Origin of the sequence: Gilliamella sp. B14448G11 (assembly GCF_016101765.1) — a bacterium.
Classification (GTDB): domain Bacteria; phylum Pseudomonadota; class Gammaproteobacteria; order Enterobacterales; family Orbaceae; genus Gilliamella; species Gilliamella apicola_N.
This window is the reverse complement of the sequence record NZ_JACFPX010000001.1, coordinates 82,137-104,409: the sequence shown is the minus strand read 5'-3', so window position 1 is coordinate 104,409 and position 22,273 is coordinate 82,137. Positions and strand designations below refer to the sequence as shown.

Sequence of the window (22,273 nt, the reverse complement as noted above, 5' to 3'; positions counted from 1 at the left end):
TAATATTACATGCAAATAAAAGGAAAAATAAATTGATTTAGTGAGCTTAACTAATGGGTATTGAATAATTTAATTCTCGTGTATTTTAGATATTATCAAAATTTAAGTCAATAAATTATACACATCTTTTATATCGTCTTGAGTATAACCTCGAGTAACTAAAAATTGCATTACTTTCTGTTTTTCCGAGATATTTTTAACATTAACTTGTTTAAATTTTTTTAATAATTGCTTATGGGCATTATACGACCAATTTATATCTAATATACGTAAAAGTTCATGGATTAAGTCAGTGGATAGACCGCGTTGTTTTAATTCCATAGCAATTTTATATCTTCCATAACCTTTATTAGCACGCATAACAATATATTTTTCAATATATTGTGTATCGTTCATCCAATTTTGATTTGTACAATATTGAATTACATCAGCGGTTTCTATTCTAAGTTGGTTTAATTGCTCATAGTATTCATCCTCTGAACATTTTATTTTCTTTGTAAAAAATTGGATGATTTTATTCGTTAGTTCGTAGGATGAATGATCGCGCTGTGCAAGTAATTGCACAGCTTTATTTAAGATTAATTTATTGAGTTTTTTGTCCATTATTCAAAGCTTTCATCTTCCGATGTAGTATCTACGTCATCCGCAGCAAAAACGGCAGGACTATTTAATAATAAATCACGTAGTTTTGTTTCAAGCTCTTTGGCTATTTCTGGATGTTCTTGTAAAAATTTGATTGAATTCGCTTTGCCTTGACCAACTTTTTCGCCATTGTAGCTATACCAAGCACCTGCTTTATCAACTAATTTATGTTTAACACCTAGATCAATCAATTCACCTTCTTTAGAAATACCACAACCGTAAAGAATCTGGAATTCAGCTTGTCTAAATGGTGCAGCAACTTTATTTTTCACTACTTTTACACGTGTATCACTACCAATGACATCTTCACCTTCTTTTACTGCGCCAATGCGTCGAATATCTAAACGAACAGATGCATAGAATTTAAGTGCATTACCGCCAGTAGTTGTCTCTGGATTACCAAACATTACACCAATTTTCATACGAATTTGGTTAATAAATACCACTAAGCAGTTAGCATTTTTAATATTTGCAGTTAATTTACGTAAAGCTTGTGACATTAAGCGAGCTTGTAATCCCATATGTGAATCGCCCATTTCGCCTTCAATTTCTGCTTTAGGTGTTAATGCCGCTACTGAGTCAACAATAATAACATCAACAGCACCAGAACGAACTAAGGCATCACAAATTTCAAGTGCCTGTTCACCAGTATCAGGCTGAGAAACTAATAGATCATCAACTTGCACACCTAATTTAGCCGCATAAATTGGATCTAAAGCATGTTCAGCATCAATAAATGCGCATGTTTTACCTTCTTTTTGCGCTTGGGCGATAACTGATAAAGTTAATGTTGTCTTACCTGATGATTCTGGTCCAAAAATTTCAACGATTCGACCCATTGGTAAGCCGCCAATACCTAATGCAATATCGAGTCCTAAAGATCCAGTAGAGACAGAATCAACATCTAACGTTTGGGTATCCCCTAAACGCATAATAGAACCTTTACCAAATTGTTTTTCTATTTGACTTAATGCAGCTGAAAGTGCTCGTTGTTTGTTTTCGTTCATATTATAAAATTCCAATGAGTTAGTATATTGATATACATTATACTGTATTGTTATACAGTATCAAGTTTTTTTTATATCCAATAATCATTTAGTTAATAATGGGAAATGCTTCACAATTTTTTTCAAAATATTACTGGTTATCGTCTAATTGATTGTAACAAATGGTGACGAAACGATAATATTCAAGATTAGATGTAAACCGATAAATGGATTTGATAGCGATATAACTTTGTATAAGGTTATTATGAGATTTTATTTATTTTTTCTTTGAGATAAAATTTTAAATTCAGCGTGTAAAAAATATTGTTTAACCAACTGAAATACTCAAAATCAAGTAATCAAATTATGCTAATGGGGGTAGGTAATACTTTCATAAAAAAATGTCATTTGATATGATTAGCAAAGAAGACGTTTTAGTCATTGTTGTATATTAAAAGTAGTTATCCCACTTGCAATTGAGTAAAAGTAATTTATCAATTATTTACTTAAAGGTTATGCTAATCTGAAACATCTTTACACTTAACTGAATTATCAAATTAAAGGGAAATAATGACTGTTGATAAGCAACAATATGTTTTATGCTCGCACTGCGATTTGGTCATAGAATTATCCGATATAACAATAGGACATAAAGCTATATGTCCTCGTTGTAATACTACATTAGCCAAAAAAAGCATTAATATGAAATTTCGAGCCACAATGTATGCTGTTTGTTCACTCATTATGATTATTGTTGCTTGTGGTTTTATTTTTATTGATATTCGCCTAGTCGGTAATTTTAATGGTGTAAGTGTTTTAGATATACCTAAAACTCTTTTTTTTGATAAATATAGTTATATTTCAGCGCTATTTATTTTATTTGTTTTAATTTTTCCCATAATAAATCTATTAATTATTAGTTTGCTTTGTTCAAAGTTTACAGTGTCAAAATATCGCAAAAGAGATTTATTAATTATTTATGAAAAATTTAAACATTGGTGTATGCCTGAAATATTTATAACAGGCATTTTGGTTAGCTTTGTAAAATTAATGAGCTATGGCAGTATAGGTGTTACAAGTACATTTTGGGCGTTTTGTTTATTTGTCTTTTTTTATATAAAAGCACAAGTAATTTTTTCACCTGAAACAATTTGGGAAGAAATTCATACCAATAATTTTGCTCAAGCACCATTAAAAGTTGGTAAGACGGCAATTAGTCAAAATTTGAAGCTGTGTGGTTGTTGCCATGCTATGATGCCAATCGCTTATGCTAAATGCCCAAGATGTAAACAGAAAAGTGCTGTAAGAAATCGCGACAAAATACAATGGACGATAGCATTATTGGTCACTTCACTAATTATTTATATTCCTGCAAATGTATTTGGAATCATGATAACAGTCGTTTTGGGTTCACCGTCAACGTCGACAATTATGGATGGTGTTATTTATATGTGGCAGGCGGGTGATGTACCTGTAGCATTAGTTATTTTTGTTGCCAGCATAGTTATTCCAATTTTGAAAATAATTTCATTAAGTTGGCTTTGCTATTTTGCAATAGCTGTGAAAAAGAAAAATAAACATAATTGCCTAAAAATGAAAAAATTATATGGTGCAGTAGAATTTATTGGCAAATGGTCAATGATTGATATATTTGTTGTATCAGTTGTTTGTTCACTAGTTAGAAATCAACAAATGATGGGGGTTTATCCTGATATAGGCGTTACATTTTTCGCAACTGTTGTGATTATCACTATGATTGCATCGCAAAAATTTGATCCGCGTTTAATTTGGGATCATTCTCCAAATAAAAGTTATAATAAATAGGAACATTATGGCAACATCAAGTAAATTAGCGAAAATCATCAAAATTAGAGCCATTTCGGCGATATGGATTATTCCGATTGTTACTGCAATTGTTGGTCTTTGGATCATCTATTCTCATTTTGCTGATAGAGGGACTTCTTTTACCTTACTTGCCAAAGATGCAAGTGGTATTGTTGCTGGTAAAACCGTTATTAAAAACCGCAGTGTTGATATCGGTATTGTCGATGAAGTAACATTATCAAAAGATTTTGAAAAAGTGGTCATAAAAGGCCGAATCTATAATGATATGGAACCGCTGCTTAAAAATGACTCTATTTTTTGGGTTGTCAAACCAGAGATTGGTCGTGATGGGGTAACAGGATTAGGTACTATTTTATCTGGTGTTTATATTGAGTTAGCATCCGGCAACGATACACATAGTTTCAAAAATAATCCATTTATACTATCAGATAATCCGCCATTATCAGATCCAAGTATTAAAGGTATTCGGGTTAATCTTGAAAGTGATCAAAACGGTGTGATTCCGCGTGGAGCATCTGTGATGTTTCATGGTTATCGTGTAGGTAATGTTGAAACTTCTGAATTTGATATTGATTCACGTAAAATGAAATATCAAATTTTTATCACCAAACCTTACGATGCTTTAGTCACTCAAAATGTTCGTTTTTGGAAAGAAGGGGGCATTGATTTAGCACTTTCTTCATCGGGTGCGAGTCTTAATGTGCCTTCTTTAGATGTATTAATGTCCGGCGGTATAAGTTTTGATTTGCCTGATGGTTCTAAGTTAGGTGCGCCAGCTGAGCAACATGCAGTATATAAATTATATGAAGATAAAAAATCAATTCAAGATTCACAATATACAGAATATAAAGAATTTCTGATTATGCTTTCTGAATCCATATCTGGATTGGTTGAAGGCGCGCCTGTTGAGTATCATGGTATTCGCCTTGGTACGGTATCTAAAGTACCATTTTATACATCTGAAATGTTAAATAAAACATTTATTTTAAATCAAAGAGTACCTGTATTAATTAGGATCGAGCCCGATCGCTTATCTGAGTTGGTTGATGAAAAGATCGATATTGCTACCTTAATTATGGACGAGCAAAAAAATGGCTTAAGAGCCTCGTTAAAAACTTCAAATATGTTTACAGGTGCGCTTTTTATTGATCTTGATTTTTATCCTGAATTAAAAAATAAATATAACGCTAAATCAAGCATTCTATATGGTTATAATACTATAGAAACAACGTCAACAGGTATTGCACAGATTCAAGCTAAAGTGATGCAGTTATTAGATAATTTCAATAATTTACCACTAAATAATACAATGACGGAATTTAATAAATCGTTAGCTTCAACTCAGCGCTTAATGAATTCATTAAATCAAATTATGGCGAGTAATGAAATGCAAAATATGCCTGGCGATCTACAAGAAACGTTAAGAACGTTAAACGAAACCATGAAAGGCATACAACCAGGTTCAGAACTTAATAAGCAAATGAATGAAAGTCTGCAAAAAGTTCAACAAATGATGGATGAATTAACACCATTACTTAATACACTTAATGATAAAAGTAATGCGTTGATTTTCTCTGCTCCAAATAAGAAAGACCAAGAACCGAAAGCGAAAGGTAAAAAGTAATGAATAAAATGATGCGAAATTTCCTTATAACATTTTGTGGAACTGCATTTATGTTACTCGTTGGCTGTTCAGCAAACACGCAAGACAAAAGTTATTTCCAATTAGCTAGTAATTTGCCTGTTCAAACACCAAAAACAATGAAATCAACTAATCGTTTTATAAAGATCGATTCCATTGATGTAGCCAGTTTCTTAAATAAATCTGGTATTGTTTTGCAAACAGAAGATATCAAGTATGTTACAGCTATAAATAATCTATGGGTTTCGACGCTTTCTCAACAGCTTGAAGAACGATTAGTACAAGATTTAAGTTTGTTACTGCCAGATTATTTGATTTCGAGTAAGTCGCTAGCAACTCCAACATTAACCGTTAAACTTTTTATTGATGGTTTTCATGGTAGTTACAATGGAGATGCGATTATAAAGGGGCGTTGGATTGTTACAAACAATAAAAACCATATCGAAACAAAACCATTTGAACGTCATATTCCATTAGCCAAAAATGGTTATGATGCTTTAGTTAAAGCGTTGTCAAAAGGATGGCAAGAAGAAGAGCAAGATTTTGCTAATTCTATAACATATTAAATTAATAAAACATTCCGCCGCCATTCTGGCGGAATGTTTCAATAATAGTAGATCACAACATCTGCTTGAACCGATCAAATACCTTATCATCAATTTCAACCCATTTGCGAACACTATTAATAAAAGCAATTTTATCAGCCTTTAATAATTCATCGATTAAAATTGTTTTTTCAATTATTTGTTTTTGATCCAAATAAAATTGTCGCATAGTACCAGCCAATAATCCCGATTTAATTTTAGGTGTAACCCATTGATTATTAATTAATAGCACAAGATTACCGTTAACAAATTCAGTTATTTCATTGTTTTGATTAAAATTAATATATTCTTTACCTATCGTTAGTTGCGGAAAATGTTCACGGTTTGATGTTTTGTGATACAAATAGATATTTTTATTATTTACACATTGTGGTGCGAGTGTGATTTCATTGATTTCCATTGGTACGTTAATAATGTCTTTGCTAATATCACATCGACCATCTTGTTGTAGTAAAATTCTGACTTTACAAATACTTTCACATTCTGCACTGGCTAATTTAATCAATTGTAATTTGATGGAATCAATATCGCATTTAAAATCAAAATAGTATGCAGTATTAGCAAGTCTAGTTAAATGTTCATCAAGCAATAAAATTTGCCCTTTTTCTAACAGTAATGATTCAATAAGATATTGGGGGAACCTTGCTGTGCGGTTTAATATAGCGGTTTTTGCTAAGATTTCACTATATTCATCGTTTGATGTTGAATCCCAAGTTATCCCACCTCCAACACCATAATGCATCTGCTGATTGTGAATTGTTAATGTACGAATGGGTATATTAAATATTGCAGTTTTCATATAGGGGGTAATGTAACCTATGGTTCCACAATATACACCTCTAGGTGAATTTTCAGTGTCTGCAATGATTTGCATTGTACTTGTTTTAGGTGCTCCAGTAATTGAACCACATGGGAACAATGCTTGAAAAATTTGATATAAACTGATCTTTTCAGCCAACTCGGCTTGAATGGTTGAGGTCAACTGCCAAACGGTAGGGTATTTCTCGGCAGAAAATAATTTTGGGACAACGACCGAGCCAGCTTTAGCAATTCGGCTTAAATCATTACGTAGTAAATCAACAATCATCATATTTTCAGCCTGATTTTTCTCAGAAAATAATGTCTCTAACTGTTGATTATCATGGTGAATATTTAAACCTCGAGCGGCAGTTCCTTTCATCGGTTTTGTTGTGATTGTTTGATTATCTAACTTAAAAAATAGTTCAGGAGAAATCGATAAAATCTGATAATTTTCAAATTCAAGATAAGCACAATAACTCGCTTGGTTATTTTCTTGTAAAAATTTGTAATAATCATCGGCATTATCATTAAATGGTGCACTAAATTGGATCGTGTAGTTGGTTTGATATGTATTTCCCGATTCAATCTGCCCACGAATATAGTCAATTTTTTGATTATATTCTTCAATTGAAGTGTCACATTTTAAATCGAAATGACAAGGTTTATAATCGCTTTTTGTTAATGATTCAACTGTTGAATAATCTTGATAAATACCAAATAGTAGTACAGGTAGCGCATTATCTGATTTTTGGATATTCTTGGTTTTATTTGCTTGATTAAATCCCATTGCACTTTCATAAGCAAGATAACCAACCGCATAAAAACCTTGCTGTGTGAACTTTTCGATTGCATCTAATTGTTGTTTAACCGTGGAGTAATCGTTGGATCTCAAAATTGTAATAGGATCAGAAAAACATTTCTGTTGACCTTCAAAATCAATATAAACTTTCATATTAATATTACTCATAAATAAAATTATGAATCATTTGTAAACCTGATTCTGTTTTAATTGCTTCTGGATGAAATTGCACGGATTCAATGGGTAATGTTTTATGTCGTAATCCCATAATTAATCCTTGTTTGTTACGAGCGGTAACCATGAGAGGTGACTTTGTTTGAGATAAATTATCGTCAGCAATTAAAGAGTGATAGCGAACTACAGAAAGAGGGTTTTTAATGCCTTTAAATAATCCTTGACCATCATGTATAATTTCATCGATTTTACCGTGCATAGGCATAGGTGCTTTGCAAATGGAATAACCATAATACTGTGCAATTGTTTGATGACCCAAACAGATACCTAATATTGGACAACAATTGGCAAATTCGGCAATCACTGTTAGTGATATTCCAGCATTATCGGGCGTTCCCGGACCAGGTGAAATAATTATTTTAGAAAAAGTTAGCTCTTTTATTTGTTCAACGGTCATTTCATCATTTTTTATCACTTGGACTTTTGCACCCAATCGGCATAAATAATCGTAAATATTGAACGTAAAAGAATCATAGTTATCTATTAATAGTATCAAAATATCTTCCGTTAATTAAAAAAGAATTTTTTGTCAACTTGGTGATTATGGAAATCATCATTATAAATGACAAGTCACCATTGCCGACATCATGATTAAAAATTTCATTTCATTGTTTCGATTAATCAAGCTAGATTTAGTTTAAATCCAGCTATTATTGACGCCATTATACAAGCAAGAAGTGCTAATAAGAGATGATTACTAACTTAATATTACTTTATTCCTATTTTTTTACTTAAACGTACCCATAACCTGAAACTTTTTGACAAAAATACCTTCTTTTTGTGATAACTCTCACAAAAGCCTACAGCTATTCTTGTATGGTAGTATATTTTATTATATTTTTCCTAAATTCAATCAACATAGACTTTATTTAATAACAACAACAAACAAATTAGACGTTTTTATGACTCCTTTTTTGATTGAATTATTAAACTCACCAAAACTAAACATTAATAAAAGTTTCGACAGGTCTGTTTATTTGAGGATAAAAATATGCAAAAAATAACATTTGAAGAAATGAAAGCGACTATAAAAAAAGCATTTCTTAATGCTGGATTATCTGAATCACAAGCAGAAATATGTGCACACATACATACCGAATCTACTTCTGACGGGGTTTATTCCCATGGATTAAATCGTGTCGCTCGTTTTGTTGATTATGTCAATAAAGGTTGGGTAGATATTAACGCTAAACCTAGTTTAGTTAAATCACTGGGTGTGCTTGAAGTTTATGATGGAAATCAAGGGATCGGAATAACAAATGCACTATTTGCTTTAGATAAAGCAATTGAATTAGCTAAAAAACATGCTGTTGGCATTATTGGATTACGTAATACAACGCATTGGATGCGAGGCGGAACTTACGGTTGGAAAGCTGTAGAAAAGGGATTTGCAGCAATGTGTTGGACGAATACCGAATCGTGTATGCCTGCGTGGGGAGCAAAAAATACACGTTTAGGCAATAATCCATTCGTGATGGCAGTGCCGAGTTCAGATGGTTCAATCGTTGTTGATATGGCGATGTCACAATATGCATATGGTAAGCTTCAAGTCACTCGCTTAAAAGGTGAGAAACTTCCGTTTCCAGGTGGGTATGACAAAGATGGAAAATTAACTGATGATCCAGGATCAATAGAAGAATCAATGCGAATTCTACCAACTGGATATTGGAAAGGGTCAAGTATGGCTATTGTATTAGATGCGATGGCTGCACTTTTATCGATGGGCAATCCAACTCATGAAATTGATAAGATTCAAAAAGGAAGTTGTACCGGTGCTAGTCAGATTTTTATGGTATTTGACCCATCTCAATTAGGCGGAAAAGAATTTAACGAACAGATGGTTAATAGTATTACTCAATATGTTAATACCTCAACACCAGCTGAAGGACAAAAAGCAGTTTTTTATCCAGGTGAATTATCAAAAAAAACACGTAAAGATCATCTAACCAATGGTATTCCTGTTGATACTGAAGTGTGGCGTGAAGTTGTTTCATTAGCAAATTAGCTGAAAATCAAAATTAATAATTAAAAAATATATAGCAACTCATTAATTTTTAAGCCAAACGAAGAATTGATTAAAAAGGAATAGGATATGAATAATGCGGTTAGTAACAAGAAAAAAGTGACGATTCCAATCGCTATCGGTTATGGTTTAACGGATATTATGGGTGGTGGTGCCTTTACCATCATTGGAGCATGGTTACTCTTTTTTTATACCACCTTTGTAGGATTAACACCTATTGAGGCAGCGTCTATTGTGGCAATTGCACGAATTGTTGATGCAATCGTTAGTTTATTTATGGGTAGTTTTACCGATAATTTTTACAAATACAAATTAGGACAAAAATTTGGTAGAAGGCGGTTTTTCTTACTAATTGGTTCTCCTCTTATGTTGATTTATGTTTTACTTTGGATAACAGGGATGAATTATTGGTTTTATTTAACCGTATATCTAGTATTTGAAATTGTTGCAGCTATTGTATTGATTCCTTGGGAAACATTACCTTCAGAAATGACTAAAGATTATAATGATCGAACCAAATTATCTACAGGTCGGATGTTTTTATCTGCAAGTGGGACTTTCTTAGCAACTTTAGTGCCGGGTATTTTAATTCATAATTTTGGTGAAAATAACGCTTACGCTTATTTTATTAATGGACTTTTCTTCGCGATTATTTTCGCTGTTTGTATATTTATTTCATATAGAGTAACGTGGGAACGAGAACTGACTCCAGAGATGTTGAAGCATCAAGAACAAGGTGTGAAAAAAAAGAGTTTTTCTGAAAAAGTTAGTGCTGTTAAACAACTAGTTAAGGATTATTTATCTACATTTCATATTAGAGCTTTTCGTCGCCATTTAGCTATCTATTTATTTTCATTTACAGCAAAAGATATTTTTAATACGGTTTTTGTCTTCTTTTGTGTCTATTGTTTATGTGTCTCTTCGTCATTTGCTGGAGGACTACTATCGTTAAGTATTATAGGGTTACCAATAACATTATTGGCTGGTGTTGCAATGGTAAAATACGGTCCAGGAAAGCTGTATGTTTTCTCTTATACAACTATGATCATCTGTATTCTTGGTTTTTATGCAGTATATATAGTCGATCCGTCATCCAAAATCTGGTGGTTGTATATTATAGCGATTTGTTATCAAGCTGGTCGTTGTATTTTAGAATTTACCCCATGGAATGTGTTCCCATTTATTCCTGATATTGACGAAATGCTCACCAGACAACGTCGAGAAGGTTTATTTGCGGCGGTAATGACATTTGGTCGCAAAACAACGGTTGCTATCGCAACGTTTATTGTGGGATTAATTCTACAAAAGGGTGGCTTTATACAAGGAAGTACTCAACAAAGTGCTGAAGCAATAAATACCATAAGTATTTTATTTGTTGGTGGTACCGTTGGTTTATTATTAATTGCGTTAATTTATGCTTTAACTTTTAAGTTAAATAAACAAACTCACACAATTTTGGTCGCAGAAATAGAACGTTTAAAAAATAATGGTTCAAAAAATGATGTTTCAGAACAGACACGTAAAGTTGTTGAAAATCTTACTGGTCATAAATATGAACATTTGTGGCGAGATAAATAATGCAATGATGAGGAGATACATCTTCGCTCATGATAAATATTGTTATCTATAAGATCCTCTATCAAATCCGATATTTATAAATATTTTTATAAAAAAATGTAATATTGATTCAATACTACATTTTTTTTATCTATCCCAAATATATCAATATTAATTTTGATAATCTTGTTTAAAATCAACTTAATAATTTGATGATAATTATCTAATTAACTATTTTTTTCAGCATTCCAATCTATAGTTAAAACATTTGTTAAACCTCAATTTTCTTTACGATCTTTCCTTCTTATTGTGATCTTTCTCACAAAAACATTCTAATCTACTTGTATGGTAGTATTTGATCGATTAATTTGATGCTGCACAAATTATTAATGAGGTATTCAATGAAAATTGTAAAAGCAGAAGTTTTTGTATGCAGCCCGGGGCGAAACTTTGTCACATTAAAAATAACTACAGATGAAGGCGTTTATGGTGTTGGTGATGCAACACTTAACGGGCGAGAATTATCAGTAGCATCTTATCTTAAAGATCATCTTTGCCCTCAACTTATTGGGCGTGATCCTCATCAAATTGAAGATATTTTCCAATATTTTTATAAAGGAGCTTATTGGCGTCGTGGTCCAGTGACAATGTCAGCGATATCGGCAATTGATATGGCGTTATGGGATATCAAAGGTAAAGTTGCCAATATGCCACTTTATCAATTATTGGGCGGAGCTTCACGTACAGGCGTAATGGTGTATTGCCATACCACTGGTAAAGATATCGAAGAAGCGTTAGATGATTATGCTAAACATAAAGAGATGGGGTTCAAAGCAATCCGAGTTCAATGTGGTATACCCGGAATGAAAACGACTTATGGTCAAAGTAAAGGGAAAAATCTTGCATACGAACCCGCTACGCGTGGCAATTATCCTGAAGAACAGTTTTGGGCAACGGATAAATATTTAGACTTTACGCCAAAATTATTTGAAGCAGTGCGAAACAAATTCGGTTTTAACGAGCATCTATTGCATGACATGCACCATCGCTTAACCCCAATTGAAGCTGCGCGTTTTGGTAAAAGTATTGAAGATTATCGTCTATTTTGGATGGAAGATCCTACACCGGCTGAAAATCAAGAATGCTTCCGTTTAATTCGTCAACACACTGTAACACCAATTGCTGTTGGTGAAGTATTTAACAGCATTTGGGACTGTAAACAACTGATTGAAGAACAGCTCATCGATTACATTCGAACCACAATAACTCATGCTGGTGGTATTACTCATATGCGTCGAATAGCTGATTTTGCTGCGCTTTATCAAGTTAGAACTGGCTCTCATGGACCATCCGATTTATCGCCAATCTGTCATGCCGCAGCACTACATTTTGATATGTGGGTGCCTAACTTTGGTGTTCAAGAATTTATGGGTTATTCAGAGCAGATGTTAGAAGTCTTTTCTCCACATTGGACTTTCAATGATGGTTATATGCATCCAAGTGATAAACCAGGTTTAGGTATCGATTTTGATGAAAAACTAGCAGCTAAATATCCATACAACCCCGCTTATTTGCCAATTGCTCGTTTAGAAGATGGCACTTTATGGAATTGGTAAGTTAAAGGAGTTTATATGAAAAGTATTGTAATAAAACAACCTAATGAATTAGTAATTGAGGAACGTGAAGTTCCTCAACCTAAATCAGGTGAAGTTAGGGTAAAAGTAAAATTAGCCGGCATTTGTGGTTCAGATAGTCATATTTATCGAGGTCATAATCCTTTTGCTAAATATCCAAGAGTAATTGGGCATGAATTTTTTGGAATGATTGATGCTGTTGGAGAGGGTGTTGATCAATCTAGAATCGGTGAGCGTGTTTCTGTTGATCCTGTAATTAGCTGCGGATGTTGTTACCCTTGTTCTGTTGGTCGTCCTAATGTTTGTTCCTCTTTAACCGTTTTGGGTGTTCATCGTGATGGTGGATTCAGTCAATATGCTGTTGTACCAAGTAAAAATGCTTATGTAATACCAAATGAAATCAATGATGAATTTGCCGTAATGATAGAGCCTTTCACAATAGCTGCTAATGCAACTGCACAACTAAAACCGACCCAAAATGATGTTGCATTAATTTATGGCGCAGGTCCAATGGGATTAACTTCTGTGCAAGCCCTGAAAGGTGTGTATAACGTTAAAGAAGTTATTGTTGTCGATCGTATTGATGAACGTTTAGCTATGGCAAAAAGTAGTGGTGCTGATCGGACAATTAATAACACATCATTATCATTAAAAGATGAATTAGATAAATTGAATATCAAACCAACGGTAATCATTGATGCCGCTTGTCATCCTTCAATTTTACAAGAAGCAATTACAATTGCATCGCCAGCTGCAAGAATTCTCATTATGGGTTTTTCAAGCGATCCATGTCAAATAACACAACAAGGTATTACCAGTAAAGAGCTTTCTATTTTCTCTTCACGACTCAATGCAAACAAATTCCCAATCGTCATTGATTGGTTAACCAAAAAATTAATTGATCCTAACAAACTGATTACTCATCGATTTGATTATACGGATGTGGTTCAGGCAATCCAAACTTTCGAAAAAGATCAGAAACAGTGTTGCAAGGTTTTATTGACTTTTAGTTAGGTCAATTTTTATATACTAAATGATAAGTGAGAGCGAGTAAAATATGAATAAGATAGGAAATAATAAAAGTGAAAGAAATACTTCAGATTTAGTTAAAGCTGCTGTTTCTGGTTGGCTTGGAACAGCATTAGAGTTTATGGATTTCCAATTATATTCTTTAGGTGCTGCACTTGTATTTCATGAAATATTTTTCCCGGAACAATCAGCGATTATGGCATTGATATTAGCGATGGGAACTTATGGCGCAGGATACGTTGCACGTATTGTTGGCGCTTTTGTTTTTGGCCGCATGGGTGATGCAATTGGTAGAAAGAAAGTATTATTTATCACTATCACTATGATGGGTATTTGTACCACATTGATAGGTTTTTTACCCACCTATGCCCAAGTCGGTATTTTAGCGCCATTAATGTTAGTTGTTTTGCGTATTATTCAAGGATTAGGTGCTGGTGCAGAAATCTCTGGTGCTGGCACTATGCTCGCAGAGTATGCGCCAAAAGGAAAACGAGGAATTGTTTCTTCACTTGTCGCGATGGGTACTAACTGTGGGACTTTAAGTGCGACAGCAATTTGGGCAATTATGTTTTTTATACTAGATAAAGATCAACTCATATCTTGGGGGTGGCGAGTACCATTTATTGCCAGTGTCATTGTTATGATCTTTGCCATTTGGCTCAGAATGAATTTAAAAGAGAGTCCTGTTTTTGATGATGTAAATGATGCAACAGCAAAAACAAGTAATGAAAAACCAGCAATTAAACATATTTCATTATTGGAGATGTGTAAAAGTAAATCCTTTTGGTTAGCAACGGGGTTACGCTTTGGTCAAGCTGGGAATTCTGGTTTAATTCAAACTTTTTTAGCCGGTTACTTAGTACAAGCATTGTTATTTGAAAAAAGCATACCGACTGATGCTTTAATGATCAGTTCAATTGTTGGGTTTTTCACAATTCCTTTCTTAGGTTGGTTATCCGATAAGATTGGGCGTCGCGTACCTTATATAATTATGACTTTATCAGCTATTATTCTTGCTTATCCAATGTTATCTATTATTGTTGATAAAAATCATTCAGTGAGTACCATTATGTTATGTTTGATTGTTATTCATAACGTTGCGGTATTGGGACTGTTTGCATTAGAAAACATCACAATGGCAGAAATGTTTGGCGCGCGTAATCGATTTACTCAAATGGCGATATCTAAAGAAGCAGGTGGACTTATTGCGGTAGGATTTGGTCCAATATTAGCGGGAATTTTCTGTAATATGGTTAACGATTGGTGGCCAATTGTTGTTATGATTATTATCTATTCTTGTATTGGTTTAGTTTCTGCGATTTTTATGCCTGAGGTAAAAGATCGTAATTTAGCTGATTTAAAAGATGCAGCAGAATAAATAAAAAATGGGAAAAATAATGAAATTATCAAATCAAACTTTATCACAACTACCTGAAGCGGTAGTTGTACCAAATTATGATAGAAATCAGCTTAAAACTAAAATCGTTCATCTTGGTTTTGGTGCTTTTCATCGTGCTCATCAAGCTGTATTTGCCGATATTTTAGCTGCCGAACATGGTAGTGATTGGGGATACTGTGAGGTCAATTTAATTGGTGGTGAAAAACAAATCGCTGATCTTAAAGAACAAAATTATCTATTTAGTGTTTGTGAAATGTCCTATGATAACTGGTCTACCCGAGTGGTGGGGGTCGCCAAAGAAGCATTACATGCAGATATAGATGGTATAGCAAAAATTTTAGAGGTTATGACACGTCCAGAAATCGCAATCATATCAATAACTGTCACTGAAAAGGGTTATTGTTATTTACCCGCGACAGCATCAATTGATATCAATAATGTTCTTATTCAACACGATATTGACAATCCAACTAATCCTAAAAGTGTGCCGGGGGTCATTGTTGAAGCTTTACGTATTCGTAAAGAAAAAGGCTTAAAACCTTTTTCGGTCATGTCTTGTGACAATATGCCAGAAAATGGTCATGTAACACGTAATGTAGTTTTGGCTTTAGCAAAAATAAGGGATGCAAACTTATCCCAATGGATTGAAAAAAATGTCAGCTTCCCATCTACTATGGTTGACCGTATTGTGCCAGCAGTAACGCCAGATACAATGGCAAAAATACAAAATCAATTGGGTGGCATTGACGATCCAGCTGGTGTTGCTGGTGAGCCATTCAAGCAATGGGTAATTGAAGATAATTTTGTCGCAGGTCGTCCAGAATGGCAAAAATCGGGTGCAGAGTTAGTTAATGATGTTTTACCGTATGAAGAAATGAAATTACGCATGCTAAATGGTAGTCACTCCTTTTTTGCCTATCTAGGTTATTTGGCAGGATATTTACACATAGATGAATGTATGCAAGATCCTTATTATGTAAAAGCAGCTCGTCACCTTATGTTACAAGAACAAGCAACGACCTTACGTGTAAAAGGAGTTGATTTATCTGCTTACGCAGATTCGTTACTTGATCGTTATCGTAACACAGGCCTTAAACATCGTACTTGGCAAATTGCCATGGATGGTACATTAAAATTACCACAACGTATGCTTGATTCAGTTCGTTATCATTTAGCCAATAATACACCATTTGATTGTTTAGCTTTAGGTATTGCTGCTTGGATGCGATACGTTAGTGGTATCGACGATAATGGTAAAGATATTGAAATTAGTGATCCAGCCGCAGAGCAATTAAAAGAGTTGGTATCAAATAGTCCAGATAATGAAGAGCGAGTCAAAGCATTATTATCATTGACGCATGTTTTTGGAAATGATTTATCTAATAATCAATATTTTATCATTCAAGTTACCAACGCTTATTTATCTTTAAGAGATAAAGGTGCTAAACAAACCGTCCAACAATTAGCACAGAGTTTTTAACACAACTAACAATAATTAATAAAATCAAAGTGTAATAATCAGTAATGGTATTACACTTTTCTAACTGTTTAAATATAAAGCAGAACCTAATTTATTATTATGGGTATTTATCAAAAAAACTTTTCTTATACTTAAAAATCACCTACTATTCTTAATTATTTATTCTTTTAAATAAGATGGTATATGTTTAAATCTATCGACTTAAATATTTCTGAACCTGTTAATCAACAAATTTATCGTACATTACGAAAAGCTATTATTACTTGTTATGTATTACCTGGTGTTTTACTTTCAGAAAAAGAAATTTCCAGTCAATTCAATGTTTCTCGCCAACCTGTCCGTGAAGCATTTATTAAACTAGCTGAAGCTGGTCTTGTACAAATTCTTCCCCAACGTGGCACATTTGTAACGAAAATTTCTATCAAGAAAGTGATGGATGGGCAATTTATCCGTGAAGCAGTTGAATGCGCCATCATCAAGCGGGCAGCTATAGAGATTAGCCAATCTGACATTTTACTGTTGCAAAAAAATCTTGCGGAACAAAAACAAGCCAATGAACGTAAAGACATAAGCTATTTTTTGGAAAAAGATGACGAGTTTCATCAAATATTAATGAATGTAATTGATTGCCCGATGGCATGGCAAACAGTTGAAAATATCAAAGCAATGATGGATAGAGTAAGATATTTAACATTAGAAGATGTCTCTCCACCGGAAGATCTAGTTAAACAACATGAAAAAATTTTAATTGCACTGGAAAATCATGATCCAGAGCTTGCAGTACAGGCTTTACATGAGCATTTGTCAGCGATTCTACAAACTATAACAATTGTATCGCAACAAAAAAATGAATGGTTTGTTGATTAATACTGATATTATCTTATCTTTTTTGATTGTAAAACCTGATCATTTATTAATTTTTATATTCATATCTTTAGCTTATTTAGTTAAAAAAATTAATAAAATTACTGGTTATCATTATCACGCTATAATATTTTTTGATCTGAAAAACCAAGGTAAAGTTGTAATATGATTAAACAATTAAAAATTCAAGTGAGTGGACGGGTACAAGGGGTTGGATTTCGTTTTTTTACTCATCAACAAGCAAAAAAACAGGGTTTATTTGGCTACGTTAAAAATTTGGATAATGGTGATGTTGAAATTCTTATTCAAGGAGATAGTTTGCAAATAACTAAATTCACTGAGTGGCTTAACCAAGGGGGTCCTTCTTCTGCCCGAATTAGCAATATTAATATTTGTGAATTAGCACCTAAAAACGATTTAACTTCTTTTTATATCCGATATTAATTTATTTAAATAAGTTAATTTTAGATGATTTTTAATGGTAGTCACCCAGTTTTTCTAAATAATACTTAGATTGTTAATTAATATAAAATATTATTAAATTGGCTTTTAACGCTTACGTAAATAACCTAAAACACGAAAGGCATCTATTTTCCATAACCCATCTTTATAAATTAGCGGAAAAGTAGCTCGACTACTAGCAGTAGGGCCGGGATTTTGCTGAACGATCTCAATATCAGTGTCAGTAACTTTACTGATGATGGCTACATGACCATATCTAGACCAACCTAAGACAATAATATCGTCAACTTGAGGTTTAGTGGGAGAGCCATTATGGAATTGAAGTAAATTCCGTTTAGGATTGAGAGCTCCATCTGGTATCGAATCATCAAAAAAATCTTTAGCATGGCCATAACTGTCAGGCATTTTATGATTAAACCGTTCGTAATAGTAACGTTTAATAAACTCAACACACTGATACTTCAACCCTAAATTATAACCATCTTTTGCTACATTTCTACCACTTACATGGTTTACTGCGCCATTATAATAAACTTTAACACCATTGAATTCATCAACAACCATGCCAATTTTACTTTCATCAACATTTAAATCAGCATAAACAAAATGATAAAAACCAATACCCAATAACATTAATAAAACAATTATTGAAAAAACAATTTTTTTAAAACTTAATAACATCAGGGATCCCTTTTACATATCTTTTTATCTTAAAAACGAAGAATGTTCTAATCCTTGAATGTGTTGTATATTATCATTAAAAGTTATCTGTTTTATAGTAAAAAGAAAATTTATAAGTAAATTATCAATATTTTCAATTATTATTTTGAGATTACTTAACTTCTTTTAATGTCAGATATTAATTTAATAAAAAATAAAGTAAAATAACCAAATTACAGAACTTAAAGATAACGATTTATCCTTGTTATTGATTAAACTTATTCGTGTGATAAAAATATGCTATGAATAAAAAAAATTTAATCTATATCTTACTTATCATTGTGGTGGTTGGTGTTTATTATAATTATCAGAAAGATGATGATTCAGATTCAATGTCAACAATCAGCTTATCGGATACGCCAATATATCAAAGTGATGATATGATAACAAATATTTATGACATATCAGGAGAGATCATCTATAAAATTGAATCAGTTAAAGTCAAACATTTTGATGAATCAAATAATACTGAATTTGATTTCCCCAATTTGACTATTTATGATCGGGAACATTCTGCTACATGGAATATTCATTCTCAAAAAGCAACATTAACCAATGATAAATTGATTTATCTTAATCAAAATGTTCAATTAGATAATTTAACTACTGATGCTCAGTTACAGCATGTATTAACAGATAATGCTATTATTGACTTAACGACCCAAAATGTCACCTCTAAAGATCTTGTTACTATTAAAGGGGTTGGTTTTTTTTCAACAGGGCAAGGATTAATTGGAAATCTACGAACAAAAACCGCAAATATACTTGAAAATATAAAAACTTATTACAACACTGAGGCAAAATAAAAAAATGAGATTGCAAAAACGGTTTATTTATCCATTATTTTTTATGTTATTTATTTCATATGGGTGTTTTGCCGATGAACCAAATACATCAATATCCGAAGAACAAAAAGATAAAAAGATGTTAGTTAATAATAAACCTATTACTATAGATGCAGATAATCAACAGATTGATATTGATAAAAATATCATAACATTTAGTGGTAATGTGCAAATAACCCAAGATGGTTTAACTATTTTAGCTGATAAAGTGATAGTGACAGATATGCAGGATTCCACAAAACAGAAAATTACAGCGTATGGTAATCCAGTAAATTTTAAGCAAATATTACCTCAAAATAATAATGTTGTGACTGGGCATTCCGAACAAATTATCTATGATGTTAAACAAAATATTGTCACCTTACGGAACAATGCAGAATTATTTCAGCAGGATAATCACGTGGTTAGTTCAATCATTACTTATAATGTAAAACAACAGTTGATACTCGCCCAACCCAAAAATGGTCGAGTAAAAAGTACTATTATCCCTAGCCAAGTTAAAGAGATAAATAAATAAAATGTCAATTTTAAAAGCGGAAAATTTAGCCAAAATTTACAAGAAACGTCGTGTGGTTGAAGATGTCAGTTTAACTGTAAACTCAGGTGAAATTGTTGGTTTATTAGGACCTAATGGTGCTGGTAAAACCACCACTTTTTATATGGTTGTTGGTATTGTAACTTTAAATGCAGGTAAAATATTTCTTGATGATCATGATATAAGTATATTACCTTTACATGAACGAGCCCAAAAGGGAATTGGATATTTACCGCAAGAAGCTTCAATTTTCAGAAAACTCTCGGTTATTGACAATATTATGGCCATTTTAGAAACACGTAATGATATTGATAAAAGCGAAAAAATTGACCGAGCAGAAGAACTTCTTGAAGAATTTCATATCACCCATATACGTGACAGTATCGGACAATCTTTATCGGGTGGTGAAAGACGTAGAGTTGAAATTGCCAGAGCGTTAGCGGCTAACCCTAAATTTATTTTACTTGATGAACCTTTCGCTGGAGTTGATCCTATATCGGTTATTGATATTAAAAATATTATTAAGCATTTACGCGATAGAGGACTTGGCGTATTAATCACAGACCACAATGTGCGCGAAACGTTGGATGTCTGTGAACGTGCTTATATTGTAAATAAAGGACATTTAATTGCTGAAGGTTCACCAAGTGATATCTTAAGTAACGAATATGTTAAACGCGTTTACTTAGGAAATGAATTTAGATTATGATAAGACCGAGTTTACAACTGAAAATTTCTCAACAGTTGTCAATGACACCTCAACTTCAACTAGCCATTCGATTGTTGCAGTTGTCAACGTTAGAATTACAGCAAGAAATTCAAACAGCACTTGAAAATAATCCATTACTTGAGATTGCAGATCAATATAATGAAGTAAATATTGAGAAAATTGAGTTAAATGAAAATGTTGACACTCGTGAAGCCTTAGATAGCCGAGAAATTCCAGACGACATCCCACTTGATGCATCATTAGATGATATTTATACGGCAGGTACGCCTTCTGGAACTCATTCTGATTATCGTAATGATGAGTTACCGGTTTACCAAGGTGAAACCCATGAAACATTGTATGACTATTTAAAATGGCAACTTGATTTAACCCCTTTTAGCGACATTGATCGTGCCATTGCGGTGTCAATTATCGATGCGATTGATGAAAGAGGTTATTTGACAGTTTCATTAGATGAAATCTTGGAAGAACAAGGTAATGATGAGATTGAACTTGAAGAAGTTGAAACTGTTTTAAAACGAATTTGGCATTTTGACCCAATCGGTGTTGGTGCCAGAACGCTACAAGAGTGTTTATCTATCCAAATTCAATATTTGACGCCACCAACATTTGTTAAGCAAATCATTGATGACTATCTTGATTTATTGGCAGTTCGCGATTATCGAACATTAAAAAAAATGTTGAATGCAACAGATGAACAACTTAAAGAATCTATCGATTTTATTCAGCATTTACAGCCTTATCCGGGTGATTCGGTTAATACCGCTTCCCCAGATTATGTGATTCCAGATGTATTAGTCAGAAAAATGAATGGGCGATGGATTGTTGATTTAAATAATGACACCATGCCGACTTTACGCATTAATCAGCAATATGCAGCAATGGAAAAAATTGCCAGTCAAAGCGATAGTCAATATATAAAATCACATCTGCAAGATGCCAATTGGTTTATTAAAAGTATTGAAAATCGTAATGAAACCTTGTTGAAAGTCAGCCAATTTATAGTTGAACACCAACAAGAATTTTTTGAGTATGGTGCAGAATATATGAAACCGATGATTTTGTCGGATGTTGCTACAGCGATTGATATGCATGAATCCACGATTTCTCGTGTGACTACTCAAAAATATTTACAGTGTCCAACAGGAATATTTGAACTAAAATTCTTTTTTTCAAGCCATGTTAATACTGAATCTGGGGGCGAAGCATCGTCTACTGCTATTCGTGCTTTAATTAAAAAATATATATCCACAGAAGACAGTAAAAAACCATTGAGCGACAGTAAATTAGTTTCAATGTTAGAAAAACAAGGGATTATTATTGCTCGAAGAACCGTGGCCAAATATCGCGAAAGTTTGTCAATTCCACCATCGAGTCAGCGAAAACAGCTTTGAGCGACAGACTAATTACAAAGCTGTTATCTAACCATTTGAATTGATAA

20 protein-coding genes are annotated in these 22,273 nt (G+C 33.0%); 15 read left to right on the top strand and 5 right to left on the bottom strand.

Translation table 11 applies throughout. The features are described 5' to 3' along the window. Positions 1-102 precede the first annotated feature (102 nt). On the bottom strand, positions 103-603 hold the full coding sequence (locus tag H3S88_RS00425; RefSeq protein WP_198226468.1) for a regulatory protein RecX: 501 nt from the start codon (positions 601-603) through the stop codon (positions 103-105). Continuing rightward, a complete protein-coding gene (gene recA, locus H3S88_RS00420; protein ID WP_025314760.1) occupies positions 603-1,649 on the bottom strand; it encodes a recombinase RecA in 1,047 nt (348 codons plus the stop codon). Before recA ends, H3S88_RS00425 begins: the two co-directional genes overlap by 1 nt. Before the next feature lie 549 nt (positions 1,650-2,198). On the opposite strand from recA, the gene H3S88_RS00415 reads away from it, so the two are divergent. The 3 genes from H3S88_RS00415 to H3S88_RS00405 are packed head-to-tail and all read left to right on the top strand — an operon-like array spanning position 2,199 to position 5,681. Beyond that, positions 2,199-3,452 carry a PqiA/YebS family transporter subunit gene (locus tag H3S88_RS00415; protein WP_198226470.1) on the top strand — a complete coding sequence of 418 codons (1,254 nt, stop codon included), beginning with the start codon at positions 2,199-2,201 and terminating at the stop codon, positions 3,450-3,452. 7 nt (positions 3,453-3,459) lie between these two features. Next, a complete protein-coding gene (gene pqiB / locus H3S88_RS00410) occupies positions 3,460-5,097 on the top strand; it encodes an intermembrane transport protein PqiB (protein WP_198226471.1) in 1,638 nt (545 codons plus the stop codon). Next, positions 5,097-5,681 (top strand): ABC-type transport auxiliary lipoprotein family protein, encoded by a 585-nt coding sequence (locus H3S88_RS00405; RefSeq protein ID WP_198226473.1) that lies wholly within the window; start codon positions 5,097-5,099, stop codon positions 5,679-5,681. The genes pqiB and H3S88_RS00405 overlap by 1 nt, the downstream gene beginning before the upstream one ends. Positions 5,682-5,733: 52 nt before the next feature. Here the strand turns inward: H3S88_RS00405 and pabB are convergent, their stop codons facing one another. Next, positions 5,734-7,473, bottom strand: coding sequence for an aminodeoxychorismate synthase component I (gene pabB / locus H3S88_RS00400; protein WP_198226475.1), 1,740 nt, complete (start codon positions 7,471-7,473; stop codon positions 5,734-5,736). Between the two features lie 7 nt (positions 7,474-7,480). Continuing rightward, the gene (locus H3S88_RS00395; RefSeq protein WP_086300788.1) at positions 7,481-8,050 is read right to left on the bottom strand and encodes an aminodeoxychorismate/anthranilate synthase component II; all 570 of its coding nucleotides are present in this window, start codon (positions 8,048-8,050) and stop codon (positions 7,481-7,483) included. Positions 8,051-8,545: 495 nt separating this feature from the next. On the opposite strand from H3S88_RS00395, the gene yiaK reads away from it, so the two are divergent. The 8 genes from yiaK (at position 8,546) to yccX (ending at position 17,984) form a co-directional block, all read left to right on the top strand. Continuing rightward, positions 8,546-9,559: a 3-dehydro-L-gulonate 2-dehydrogenase gene (yiaK, locus tag H3S88_RS00390; RefSeq protein WP_198226477.1), complete on the top strand. Its 1,014-nt coding sequence runs from the start codon at positions 8,546-8,548 to the stop codon at positions 9,557-9,559. Between the two features lie 87 nt (positions 9,560-9,646). Then, positions 9,647-11,155: an MFS transporter gene (locus H3S88_RS00385; protein WP_198226478.1), complete on the top strand. Its 1,509-nt coding sequence runs from the start codon at positions 9,647-9,649 to the stop codon at positions 11,153-11,155. A gap of 380 nt (positions 11,156-11,535) precedes the next feature. Beyond that, entirely contained in the window at positions 11,536-12,750 is a 1,215-nt protein-coding gene (gene manD, locus H3S88_RS00380; RefSeq protein ID WP_198226480.1) for a D-mannonate dehydratase ManD, read from the top strand. A gap of 15 nt (positions 12,751-12,765) precedes the next feature. After that, positions 12,766-13,782, top strand: coding sequence for a Zn-dependent oxidoreductase (locus H3S88_RS00375; protein WP_198226482.1), 1,017 nt, complete (start codon positions 12,766-12,768; stop codon positions 13,780-13,782). A gap of 52 nt (positions 13,783-13,834) precedes the next feature. Beyond that, positions 13,835-15,175 carry an MFS transporter gene (locus H3S88_RS00370; RefSeq protein WP_370528579.1) on the top strand — a complete coding sequence of 447 codons (1,341 nt, stop codon included), beginning with the start codon at positions 13,835-13,837 and terminating at the stop codon, positions 15,173-15,175. A gap of 19 nt (positions 15,176-15,194) precedes the next feature. Continuing rightward, positions 15,195-16,676, top strand: a complete 1,482-nt coding sequence (locus H3S88_RS00365; protein ID WP_198226486.1) for a mannitol dehydrogenase family protein — start codon at positions 15,195-15,197, stop codon at positions 16,674-16,676. A gap of 183 nt (positions 16,677-16,859) precedes the next feature. Further along, positions 16,860-17,543, top strand: a complete 684-nt coding sequence (locus H3S88_RS00360; protein ID WP_198226488.1) for a GntR family transcriptional regulator — start codon at positions 16,860-16,862, stop codon at positions 17,541-17,543. A 162-nt stretch (positions 17,544-17,705) separates the two neighbouring features. Then, positions 17,706-17,984 (top strand): acylphosphatase, encoded by a 279-nt coding sequence (yccX, locus tag H3S88_RS00355; protein ID WP_198226490.1) that lies wholly within the window; start codon positions 17,706-17,708, stop codon positions 17,982-17,984. A 105-nt stretch (positions 17,985-18,089) separates the two neighbouring features. Here yccX and H3S88_RS00350 read toward each other — a convergent pair whose 3' ends face one another. Then, on the bottom strand, positions 18,090-18,683 hold the full coding sequence (locus H3S88_RS00350) for a CHAP domain-containing protein (RefSeq protein WP_198226492.1): 594 nt from the start codon (positions 18,681-18,683) through the stop codon (positions 18,090-18,092). A gap of 281 nt (positions 18,684-18,964) precedes the next feature. Between H3S88_RS00350 and lptC the strand changes: the two genes are divergently transcribed. Genes lptC through H3S88_RS00330 form a run of 4 tightly spaced genes read left to right on the top strand, consistent with a single transcriptional unit; the run spans position 18,965 to position 22,226 of the window. After that, positions 18,965-19,528 carry an LPS export ABC transporter periplasmic protein LptC gene (gene lptC / locus H3S88_RS00345; RefSeq protein WP_198226494.1) on the top strand — a complete coding sequence of 188 codons (564 nt, stop codon included), beginning with the start codon at positions 18,965-18,967 and terminating at the stop codon, positions 19,526-19,528. 4 nt (positions 19,529-19,532) lie between these two features. Further along, positions 19,533-20,084 (top strand): lipopolysaccharide transport periplasmic protein LptA, encoded by a 552-nt coding sequence (gene lptA, locus H3S88_RS00340; protein ID WP_198226496.1) that lies wholly within the window; start codon positions 19,533-19,535, stop codon positions 20,082-20,084. Between the two features lies 1 nt (position 20,085). Beyond that, positions 20,086-20,811, top strand: coding sequence for an LPS export ABC transporter ATP-binding protein (gene lptB, locus H3S88_RS00335; protein ID WP_198226498.1), 726 nt, complete (start codon positions 20,086-20,088; stop codon positions 20,809-20,811). Then, on the top strand, positions 20,811-22,226 hold the full coding sequence (locus tag H3S88_RS00330; RefSeq protein WP_198226724.1) for an RNA polymerase factor sigma-54: 1,416 nt from the start codon (positions 20,811-20,813) through the stop codon (positions 22,224-22,226). The genes lptB and H3S88_RS00330 overlap by 1 nt, the downstream gene beginning before the upstream one ends. Positions 22,227-22,273 lie beyond the last annotated feature (47 nt).

What these genes read in the sequence shown, in the direction of transcription:
- H3S88_RS00425 (WP_198226468.1), bottom strand. Translation starts at nt 603, where the DNA reads ATGGACAAAAAACTCAATAAATTAATCTTAAATAAAGCTGTGCAATTA.
- recA (WP_025314760.1), bottom strand. Translation starts at nt 1,649, where the DNA reads ATGAACGAAAACAAACAACGAGCACTTTCAGCTGCATTAAGTCAAATA.
- H3S88_RS00415 (WP_198226470.1), top strand. Translation starts at nt 2,199, where the DNA reads ATGACTGTTGATAAGCAACAATATGTTTTATGCTCGCACTGCGATTTG.
- pqiB (WP_198226471.1), top strand. Translation starts at nt 3,460, where the DNA reads ATGGCAACATCAAGTAAATTAGCGAAAATCATCAAAATTAGAGCCATT.
- H3S88_RS00405 (WP_198226473.1), top strand. Translation starts at nt 5,097, where the DNA reads ATGAATAAAATGATGCGAAATTTCCTTATAACATTTTGTGGAACTGCA.
- pabB (WP_198226475.1), bottom strand. Translation starts at nt 7,473, where the DNA reads ATGAAAGTTTATATTGATTTTGAAGGTCAACAGAAATGTTTTTCTGAT.
- yiaK (WP_198226477.1), top strand. Translation starts at nt 8,546, where the DNA reads ATGCAAAAAATAACATTTGAAGAAATGAAAGCGACTATAAAAAAAGCA.
- H3S88_RS00385 (WP_198226478.1), top strand. Translation starts at nt 9,647, where the DNA reads ATGAATAATGCGGTTAGTAACAAGAAAAAAGTGACGATTCCAATCGCT.
- manD (WP_198226480.1), top strand. Translation starts at nt 11,536, where the DNA reads ATGAAAATTGTAAAAGCAGAAGTTTTTGTATGCAGCCCGGGGCGAAAC.
- H3S88_RS00375 (WP_198226482.1), top strand. Translation starts at nt 12,766, where the DNA reads ATGAAAAGTATTGTAATAAAACAACCTAATGAATTAGTAATTGAGGAA.
- H3S88_RS00365 (WP_198226486.1), top strand. Translation starts at nt 15,195, where the DNA reads ATGAAATTATCAAATCAAACTTTATCACAACTACCTGAAGCGGTAGTT.
- H3S88_RS00360 (WP_198226488.1), top strand. Translation starts at nt 16,860, where the DNA reads ATGTTTAAATCTATCGACTTAAATATTTCTGAACCTGTTAATCAACAA.
- yccX (WP_198226490.1), top strand. Translation starts at nt 17,706, where the DNA reads ATGATTAAACAATTAAAAATTCAAGTGAGTGGACGGGTACAAGGGGTT.
- H3S88_RS00350 (WP_198226492.1), bottom strand. Translation starts at nt 18,683, where the DNA reads ATGTTATTAAGTTTTAAAAAAATTGTTTTTTCAATAATTGTTTTATTA.
- lptC (WP_198226494.1), top strand. Translation starts at nt 18,965, where the DNA reads ATGAATAAAAAAAATTTAATCTATATCTTACTTATCATTGTGGTGGTT.
- lptA (WP_198226496.1), top strand. Translation starts at nt 19,533, where the DNA reads ATGAGATTGCAAAAACGGTTTATTTATCCATTATTTTTTATGTTATTT.
- lptB (WP_198226498.1), top strand. Translation starts at nt 20,086, where the DNA reads ATGTCAATTTTAAAAGCGGAAAATTTAGCCAAAATTTACAAGAAACGT.